Annotated in this window: 7 protein-coding genes; 1 reads left to right on the top strand and 6 read right to left on the bottom strand. The window is 75.7% G+C overall.

Annotated features, from left to right (window positions below; all coding sequences use genetic code 11):
- Positions 1 to 47 precede the first annotated feature (47 nt).
- Together cobC and ABZ951_RS17850 are read right to left on the bottom strand one after the other, a co-directional pair.
- Positions 48 to 1,100 carry an Rv2231c family pyridoxal phosphate-dependent protein CobC gene (cobC, locus tag ABZ951_RS17855; RefSeq protein WP_344091054.1) on the bottom strand — a complete coding sequence of 351 codons (1,053 nt, stop codon included), beginning with the start codon at positions 1,098 to 1,100 and terminating at the stop codon, positions 48 to 50.
- A 197-nt stretch (positions 1,101 to 1,297) separates the two neighbouring features.
- Positions 1,298 to 1,702: a cobalamin biosynthesis protein gene (locus ABZ951_RS17850; RefSeq protein WP_344091052.1), complete on the bottom strand. Its 405-nt coding sequence runs from the start codon at positions 1,700 to 1,702 to the stop codon at positions 1,298 to 1,300.
- Between the two features lie 73 nt (positions 1,703 to 1,775).
- On the opposite strand from ABZ951_RS17850, the gene ABZ951_RS17845 reads away from it, so the two are divergent.
- Complete coding sequence (locus ABZ951_RS17845; protein ID WP_344091050.1) at positions 1,776 to 2,501, top strand: ZIP family metal transporter; 726 nt, start codon at positions 1,776 to 1,778, stop codon at positions 2,499 to 2,501.
- Positions 2,502 to 2,503: 2 nt separating this feature from the next.
- Here the strand turns inward: ABZ951_RS17845 and ABZ951_RS17840 are convergent, their stop codons facing one another.
- The 4 genes from ABZ951_RS17840 to ABZ951_RS17825 are packed head-to-tail and all read right to left on the bottom strand — an operon-like array spanning position 2,504 to position 8,284.
- On the bottom strand, positions 2,504 to 3,895 hold the full coding sequence (locus ABZ951_RS17840; protein WP_344091047.1) for a cobyrinate a,c-diamide synthase: 1,392 nt from the start codon (positions 3,893 to 3,895) through the stop codon (positions 2,504 to 2,506).
- Positions 3,889 to 4,497 (bottom strand): cob(I)yrinic acid a,c-diamide adenosyltransferase, encoded by a 609-nt coding sequence (gene cobO, locus ABZ951_RS17835; RefSeq protein WP_344091045.1) that lies wholly within the window; start codon positions 4,495 to 4,497, stop codon positions 3,889 to 3,891. Before cobO ends, ABZ951_RS17840 begins: the two co-directional genes overlap by 7 nt.
- A complete protein-coding gene (locus ABZ951_RS17830; protein ID WP_361280193.1) occupies positions 4,497 to 6,599 on the bottom strand; it encodes a putative cobaltochelatase in 2,103 nt (700 codons plus the stop codon). Before ABZ951_RS17830 ends, cobO begins: the two co-directional genes overlap by 1 nt.
- The gene (locus tag ABZ951_RS17825) at positions 6,599 to 8,284 is read right to left on the bottom strand and encodes a cobyric acid synthase (RefSeq protein ID WP_344091171.1); all 1,686 of its coding nucleotides are present in this window, start codon (positions 8,282 to 8,284) and stop codon (positions 6,599 to 6,601) included. The genes ABZ951_RS17830 and ABZ951_RS17825 overlap by 1 nt, the downstream gene beginning before the upstream one ends.
- Positions 8,285 to 8,302 lie beyond the last annotated feature (18 nt).

Here is an 8,302-nt window from a genome sequence, read left to right as displayed (position 1 = left end):
GGGCCGGCTCCCGGCCGGGCCGCCGCCCCGGCACGGCGACCGGCTCCTCAGCGGTCGGCCAGGGCCTTGGCCAGTGCCTCCGCGAAGCGGTCCGTCGTCGCGCGGTCCCGGACCGCGAGCCGGAGGTAGTCCGGGCCCAGCCCGGGGAACGTGTCGCCGCGCCGGACCGCGAACCCCAGCCCCCGCAGCCGGGACCGCACGGCCGCCGCACCCTCCAGGTGCACCAGCAGGAACGGGCCCGCCGCCGGCCCGCACACCCGCACCCCCTCGAACCCGGCCAGCGCCGCCTCCAGATGCGCCCGGTCGGCCGCGAGATGGTGCGCGGCGTGCGCGGCCTCGGCGAGCGCCGGGGGAGCGCTGCACACCTCCGCCGCCGCCAGCGCCGGGGACGACACCGGCCACAGCGGCTGCGCCCGCTCCAGCCTGGCTATGGTCCCCGGCGACGCCAGGGCGTAACCGACGCGCAGCCCCGCCAGCCCCCAGGTCTTGGTGAGGCTGCGCAGCACGATCAGCCCCGGCAGATCCGTCCGGGAGGCCAGGGACTCCCGCTCGCCCGGCACCGCGTCCATGAACGCCTCGTCCACGACCAGGGTCCGCCCCGGGCGGGCCAACTGGGCCAGGGACTGCGCCGGGTGCAGCACCGACGTCGGGTTGGTCGGATTGCCGACGACCACCAGATCCGCGTCGCCCGGGACCGCGCGCGGGTCCAGGCGGAAGCCGTCCGCCGCGTCCAGCAGCACCCGCTCCACGGTGTGCCCGGCGTCCCGCAGCGCGGCCTCCGGCTCCGTGAACTGCGGGTGCACCACCACCGGCCGCCGCACCCGCAGCGCCCGGGCCAGCAGGACGAACGCCTCGGCCGCCCCGGCCGTCAGCAGCACCCGCTCCTCCGGCAGCCCGTGCCGCGCGGCCACCGCCCGCCGGGCCGCCCGCCCGTCGGGGTAGGCCGCCAGCCCGTCCAGGGACGCGGCGAGGTGCTCGCGCAGCCACACCGGCGGCGTACCCGCGCGCACATTGACCGCGAGGTCCGTCAGCTCCGCGCCGCCACCCCGCACTTCGGCGTCACCGTGGTGGCGCAGATCGGGTTCACTGATGGTGTGCATGGCCGCGGGCCACCTTCTCTTCTCCTTGACACTGACAGGGTGTGGGGCGAGGGCCCGCCCCACGACGGTACTGACGCCCCGCAGGCGGCGTTCACCCGGGTCCGTACGGTAACGAGATCCGCGGCAACGCAGAGACGTTCACCGGATCCGCGCACCCGGCCCGCCCGGACCTGTACGGTGCGGCCCCGCCCGTCCCGTCAGGCACCTCCGTGCGCCACCGCGCACGTCGCCCGCGCCGACTTCCTCTTCGGCACCGCCAGCCGCCCGCCGGGCCCGGCCGCCAGCAGCGCCGCCGCCTCGGCCACCCCCGGCGACCCCACGGCCGCCAGGGCGGCACCCGAGGGATGCGGCACCGGAACCCCGGCCAAGGCCTCCGCGCCGTACGCCCTCAGCGGGACACCCAGCCGGGCCGCCGCCTCCACCAGCCCCGGCTCTCCCGCCTTCGCCTCCGCCGTCACCAACGCCACCGGCACCACCGCCCCGGCCCCGGCCCCGGCCTCGGCCAGCGCTGACCCGATCAGGGCGAGCACCTCCGCCGCCCCCACGCCCCGCCGCGCCCCCACACCGACATAAACCGGGACGCCCGGGGGAACAGTGGCCATGTGCAGCTCCTGGGGTAAGGGTGGGACGTCAGGCAGCACAAGACAGCACCGCCGCGAGAAGGGTGAGAGGCCCGTGCCGGTCGTCGTCGCCCTCGGCGCGTTCCTGATGACACTGCTCGGCGGGTGGACCGCCCAGCGCGTCACCGACCGCAGACACCTCATCCTGGGCCTCGCCGGCGGGCTGATGCTCGGTGTCGTCGGCCTCGACCTGCTGCCGGAGGCACTGGACGCCGCCGGCCGGGAGCTCTTCGGGGTGCCCGCCGCGCTGCTCTGCTTCGTCTTCGGCTTCCTCACCGCCCACCTCGTCGAACGGCTGCTCGCCGTCCGCAGGGCCGGGCACGGGATCGGCCCCGGCGAACGCGTGCCCCAGGTGGGGCTCACGGCGGCCGCCGCGCTCGTCCTCCACAGCGCCATGGACGGAGTGGCGATCGGCGCGGCCTTCCAGGTGGACAGCGGCATGGCCGTCGCCGTGGCCATCGCCGTCATCGCCCACGACTTCGCGGACGGCTTCAACACCTACACCATCGCCCACCTCTACGGGAACAACCGCCGCCGGGCCCTGCTGATGCTCGGCGCGGACGCCCTCGCCCCCGTCGCCGGAGCCGCGTCGACCCTGTTCTTCACCCTTCCGGAGCAATTCCTCGGCGTCTATCTCGGCTTCTTCGGCGGGGTGCTGCTCTACCTCGCGACCTCCGACATCCTCCCCGAGGCCCACCACGACCACCCCGCCCGCTCCACCCTGGCCTGCACGGTGGCCGGAGTGGCGTTCATCTGGCTCGTCGTGGGCCTCGCGGGCTGACCTCACGCGCGAAGGGCACCTGCCGCGCCCACCGCACCCGCCACGAACCGCTGCGCCGTACCGGGCGCGCCCGCCCAGTGGACATGCAGGTACGAGGCGTGGACCCCGCCCCGCACGAAGCCCTCGACCCGGCGCTCCGGATGCGTGAACCCCCAGGCGGGGGACGGGCCCGCGCCCGGATCCACCACCGTGCGGTGGAACTCGTGGCCGCGCACCCGCGTCCCGGCCGCGGCCAGCGGGGTGTCCGCGATGGCGACGGCCTCGCGGTAGCCGAGGGTGAGCCGCCCGGACATCCGGGCGTCCGCCGGAAGGACCCCGCACATCGGCTTGCCGTCCAGGGACCGGCACAGATACAGGAGCCCCGCGCACTCGGCGGCGACCGGGGCACCAGCCGCCGCGAGGCCGGACACCGCCTCGCGCAGCGGCTCGTTGGCCGACAGCTCCGGCGCGTACACCTCGGGGAAGCCGCCGCCGATGACGAGCGCGGCGGTACCGGCGGGCAGTTCCTCGTCCCGCAGCGGATCGAACGGCACGACCTCGGCGCCCGCGGCCGTGAGCAGCTCCGCGTGCTCCGCGTACGAGAACGTGAACGCCGCGCCGCCCGCGACGGCCACCACGGGACGGCCGCCACCCGGACGCGGCCCCGGGGACCCCGCCCAGTGGGCCGGATCCCACGCCTTCGCCGTCAGCGCGGGCGCACTGCGCGCCAGCGCCAGCAGCCCCTCGAGATCGCACCCCGCCCGCACCTGGGCCGCCTGCGCCGCCACCGCGTCCAGCGCCTCCGCGCTGCGCTCGGCGACCGGCACCAGACCCAGGTGGCGGCTGGGGGTGTGCGCGGTAGGGACGCGCCGCAGCGCACCCAGGACCGGCACACCGGACTCCTCCAGCGCCTCGCGCAGCAGATGTTCGTGGCGGTCCGACCCGACCTTGTTGAGGATGACGCCCGCGACGCGCACCTCCGGGTCCCACGAGGCGAACCCGTGCACCAGCGCCGCCACCGAACGCGACTGCGACGACGCGTCGACGACGAGCACCACCGGCGCCCGCAGCAGCTTCGCCACGTGCGCCGTCGACGCCAGCTCGCCCTGCCCGCTCGCGCCGTCGAACAGACCCATCACGCCCTCGACCACCGCGAGGTCGCAGCCCGCCGCCCCGTGCAGGAACAGCGGCTCCACCCGCTCCGGACCGCACATGTAGGCGTCCAGATTGCGGCCCGGGCGGCCTGTCGCCAGCGTGTGGTAGCCGGGGTCGATGTAGTCCGGCCCGACCTTGTGCGGCGACACCGCGAGCCCGGCGTCGGCGAAGGCCCGCATCAGCCCGGTGGCGACGGTGGTCTTGCCGCTGCCGGAGGCCGGGGCGGCGATGACCAGACGGGGGATGTGCGTACTCACCACTCGATGCCCCGCTGGCCCTTCTGGCCGGTGTCCATCGGGTGCTTGACCTTCGACATGTCCGTGACCAGATCCGCGAAGTCGACGAGCGCCTGGGGGGCGTTGCGGCCGGTGATCACCACGTGCTGCGTGCCGGGGCGGTCGCGCAGCACCGAGATCACCTCGTCCGTGTCGATCCACCCCCAGTGCATCGGGTACGCGAACTCGTCCAGCACGTAGAGCTTGTACCGCTCCGCCGCCAGGTCCCGCTTGACCTGCTCCCAGCCCTCGCGGGCCTTCTCCTCGTTGCTGAGCTCGCCCTCCTTGGCGTCGCGCTGGATCCACGACCAGCCCTCGCCCATCTTGTGCCAGTCGACGCTGCCGCCCTCGCCGGAGGCGCCGAGCACCCGCAGCGCGTTCTCCTCGCCGACCTTCCACTTCGCCGACTTCACGAACTGGAAAACCCCGACCGGCCAGCCCTGGTTCCACGCCCGCAGCGCCAGCCCGAACGCCGCCGTCGACTTGCCCTTGCCGATGCCGGTGTGGACGAAGACGAGCGGACGGTTGCGGCGCTGGCGCGTGGTGAGCCCGTCGTCGGGCACGACGGCCGGCTGTCCCTGTGGCATTAAGCGGCCCTCCTGGAGTGCGTGTTCCGTACGGTCCTTACGAGCGCGGAGACGCTGTCCGCGCGCAGTTCGTCGAGCGTGACCACGGGCCCGCGCAGCTCACGGCCCAGCTCGCCCGCCAGCCCGAGCCGCACCGGCCCCGACTCGCAGTCCACGACCACCGACGCCGTGCCCTCGCCCGCCAGCAGCCGCGCCGCGCGCGCCGCCCGGGCCAGCGGCTCCGGGCCGCCGGTGGCCCGCCCGTCGGTCACCACCACCAGCAGCGGGCGGCGCGAGGGGTCACGCAGCCGCTCCACCCGCAGCACCTCGTGCGCCCGCAGCAGCCCCGCGGCCAGCGGGGTCCGGCCACCGGTCGGCAGCGTCTCCAGCCGGGCCGCGCCCGTGTCCACCGACGACGTCGGCGGCAGCGCCACCGCGGCGTCCGCGCCCCGGAAGGTGATCATGCCGATCTTGTCGCGGCGCTGGTACGCGTCGAGCAGCAGCGACAGCACCGCGCCCTTGACGGCCCCCATCCGCTTGCGGGCCGCCATCGACCCCGAGGCGTCCACGACGAACAGCACGAGGTTGCCCTCGCGGCCCTCGCGCACGGCCTCCCGCAGGTCGTCGCGGCGCACGACGAGCCCGGGGCCGCTGCGGCCCCGCGCCCGCTGGTGCGGCGCCGCCGCCTGGACGGTCGCCGCCAGGTGCAGCTTGGACAGGGTGCCCCGGGGGCGGCGGGCACCGGTCGTGCGGCCGTGCGCGGTGCGCGCCCGGGAGCGGCGGCCGTCGGCGCCCTCGCCGAGACCGGGGACGTCGAACTTCCGGGTGCGGAAGGGGTCGCCCGCGGCGACCACGGCAGCCTCGCCGCCCGCACCGCCCGCGCCGTTCTCCGCGCCTTCGCCGCCGGAAGCGTCCGCCGACGGCTGCTGCGGGGCCTCTTCGGCGCCCTCCCGCTGCTGCGGCAGGCCCTCCTGCTGCGGGCCGGACTCCTCGCGCCGGCCGGGGGCCCCGGGCTCGTCCCCGCCCTGCGGCGGCTCGCCACCGCCGGGGCCGTCGTCGCCGGGACCGCCGTCCGGGTCCTCCGGCTCGGGGTCCGGCTCCGGCTCGTCCTCCTCGAACTGCCGCAGGATCTCGTCGAGCTTGTCCTCGTCCAGGCCGGGGGCGTCGAACGGGTTGCGCCGGCGCCGGTGCGGCAGCGACAGCAGCGCGGCCTGCCGCACGTCCGCGGTGGTGACGTCCGTACGCCCCGCCCAGGCGGCCAGCGCGGTCGCGGCGCGCGCGGTCACGATGTCCGCGCGCATGCCGTCCACCTCGAACCCGGCGCACACGGCGGCGATCCGGCGCAGCGCGCCGTCACCCAGCCGCACGCTCGGCAGCAGCGCCCGGGCGGCGGCGATCCGCTCGCGCAGCGCGTCCTCCTCGGCCGCCCACTTGGCGGCGAAGGCGGCCGGGTCCTCGTCGAAGGCGAGCCGGCGGCGCACGACCTCGACGCGCTCGTCGGTCTCCCGGGAGGCGGCGACCTCGACGGTCAGCCCGAACCGGTCGAGGAGCTGCGGGCGGAGCTCGCCTTCCTCGGGGTTCATGGTGCCGACGAGGAGGAAGCGGGAGGCGTGTCGGACGGAGACGCCTTCGCGTTCGACGTAGGAGGCGCCGGTCGCCGCCGCGTCGAGGAGGGCGTCGACCAGGTGGTCGCCCAGAAGGTTGACCTCGTCGACGTACAGCACACCGCGGTGCGCGGCTGCCAGCAGGCCCGGCTCGAACGCCTTGACGCCCTCGGCGAGGGCCCGCTCGATGTCGAGCGCTCCCACGAGCCGGTCCTCGGAGGCGCCGACGGGCAGTTCGACCATGCGGGCGGGGCGGGCCTCGGAAGCACCGCCCTCGTGCGGCCCGTCCGGGCAGGTGGGATCGGGGGCGGCGGGGTCGCAGGAGAACCGGCAGCCGGGGACTGTCACGACCTCGGGCAGCAACGCGGCCAGGCTGCGGACCGCCGTCGTCTTGGCCGTGCCCTTCTGACCCCGTACGAGCACGCCGCCGATGGACGGCGAGAGGGCGTTGAGCAACAGGCCCAGCCGCATGTCGTCCATGCCGACGATCGCGGTGAACGGATAGGTGGCCGAGGCCATCAGGCATTACCCCCTTCGAGGGAATCGATTCGACTGGCTGCGTCAGTGACCGCCGGGTCTGACGGAGTCCCGCTGTGCCCCACGCCGGCGGGGGTGAGCCGGTCACGACGGTCCGCGCTTTGATCGCCCCGCGCAGGCGGAGACGGCGCCCCCGGCGGTATGAACGGCAACCCCGCCGGCACCCCGCCCTCGATCAAGCGCATCAGCGCATCCGTGTCCGCGTGCTGTTCGATCAGATCCCCCAGCCGGTCCAGCTGTTCCTCGCGCAGCGCGGCGAAGGACGTGTCGGGCGCGGGCACGAACGCCCGGCCCGCCGCCTCCGCGACGCGCCGCAGGAACGCCCGCCGGAAGCCGTCGCTCTCCAGCGAGCCGTGCCAGTGCGTGCCCCACACGGCACCGACCCGGCAGCCGTCCAGGAACGGCTCGTCACCGCCCAGGACCTCCGCGACGCCGTGGTGGATCTCGTAGCCCTCGACCGGTTCGCCGAGCGCCCGGCCCACCGGCCGGGCCAGGGTCTTCTCCGCCGCGAACCGCACCCGCACCGGCAGCAGGCCGAGGCCCGCCACCGTCCCCGCCTTCGATTCGACCTCGTCCTCGATGCGCTCGCCCAGCACCTGGAAGCCGCCGCAGATGCCCAGCACCGGGCGGCCCTCCGCCGCGCGGCGGGCGAGCGCGTCGGCCAGGCCCCGCTCGCGCAGCCACGCCAGCGCCCGCACCGTGCCGCGCGTGCCCGGCACGATCACCAGGTCCGCGTCGGTGAGCTCCTCCGGGCGGTCCACGAAGCGCACCACCACCCCCGGTTCGGCGGCCAGCGCGTCCACATCCGTGAAGTTCGACATCAGCGGCACCGCGCAGACCGCGACCCGCAGCACGTCCGCGCCGTGCGGCGGCGCGACCACCGACTCCCGGACCGCGCCGCGCAGAGAGACGCGCAGGCCGTCCTCCTCGTCGATGCCGAGCCCGTGCGCGTACGGCAGCACGCCGACCGTCGGACGGCCGGTCAGATCGCGCAGCATGTCCAGGCCCGGCTCCAGCAGCGACACGTCGCCGCGGAACTTGTTGACCAGGTACCCCGCTATCAGCTCCTGGTCCGCCCGCGACAGCAGTGCCGTCGTGCCGAAGAAGGAGGCGAAGACCCCGCCGCGGTCGATGTCGCCGACCACGACGACCGGCAGCCGCGCGGCGCGCGCGATGCCCATGTTGACGATGTCCGTGCGCCGCAGGTTGATCTCGGCCGGGCTGCCCGCGCCCTCGCAGATCACCGCGTCGTGGGTGCGCCGCAGTTCCTCCAGGCACTCCGTCACCGTGCCGAGCAGCGCTTCCCGCCGCCCCTCGTACGGCGAGGCGCCCGACGGCGCCCCGGGGCCACCGAAGTAGCCGCGCGCGCTCAGCTCGCCCACCGGCTTGCCCATCAGCACCACCTGGCTGCTGCGGTCACTGCCGGGCTTGAGGAGGACGGGGTTCATCAGCGCGGACGGCTCGACGCGCGCCGCGGCCGCCTGCATGGCCTGGGCCCGGCCGATCTCCGCGCCCTCCCGGGTGACGAAGGAGTTCAGCGACATGTTCTGCGCCTTGAACGGCGCGACCTTGACGCCCTTGCGGACCAGCCAGCGGCAGATCCCGGCCGTCACCACGCTCTTGCCCGCGTCCGAGGTCGTCCCGGCCACCAGCAGGCCCCCGCCCAGCGGGCCCGCGGGCCCGCT

Origin of the sequence: Streptomyces sp. NPDC046215 (assembly GCF_040646215.1) — a bacterium.
GTDB lineage: Bacteria > Actinomycetota > Actinomycetes > Streptomycetales > Streptomycetaceae > Streptomyces > Streptomyces stramineus.
This window is presented reverse-complemented; position numbering and strand designations above follow the sequence as displayed.

Excerpts from the sequence above, each read along its gene's own strand:
- ABZ951_RS17830 (WP_361280193.1), bottom strand. The coding sequence starts at position 6,599 with ATGGCCTCGGCCACCTATCCGTTCACCGCGATCGTCGGCATGGACGAC.
- cobO (WP_344091045.1), bottom strand. The coding sequence starts at position 4,497 with ATGCCACAGGGACAGCCGGCCGTCGTGCCCGACGACGGGCTCACCACG.
- ABZ951_RS17850 (WP_344091052.1), bottom strand. The coding sequence starts at position 1,702 with ATGGCCACTGTTCCCCCGGGCGTCCCGGTTTATGTCGGTGTGGGGGCG.
- cobC (WP_344091054.1), bottom strand. The coding sequence starts at position 1,100 with ATGCACACCATCAGTGAACCCGATCTGCGCCACCACGGTGACGCCGAA.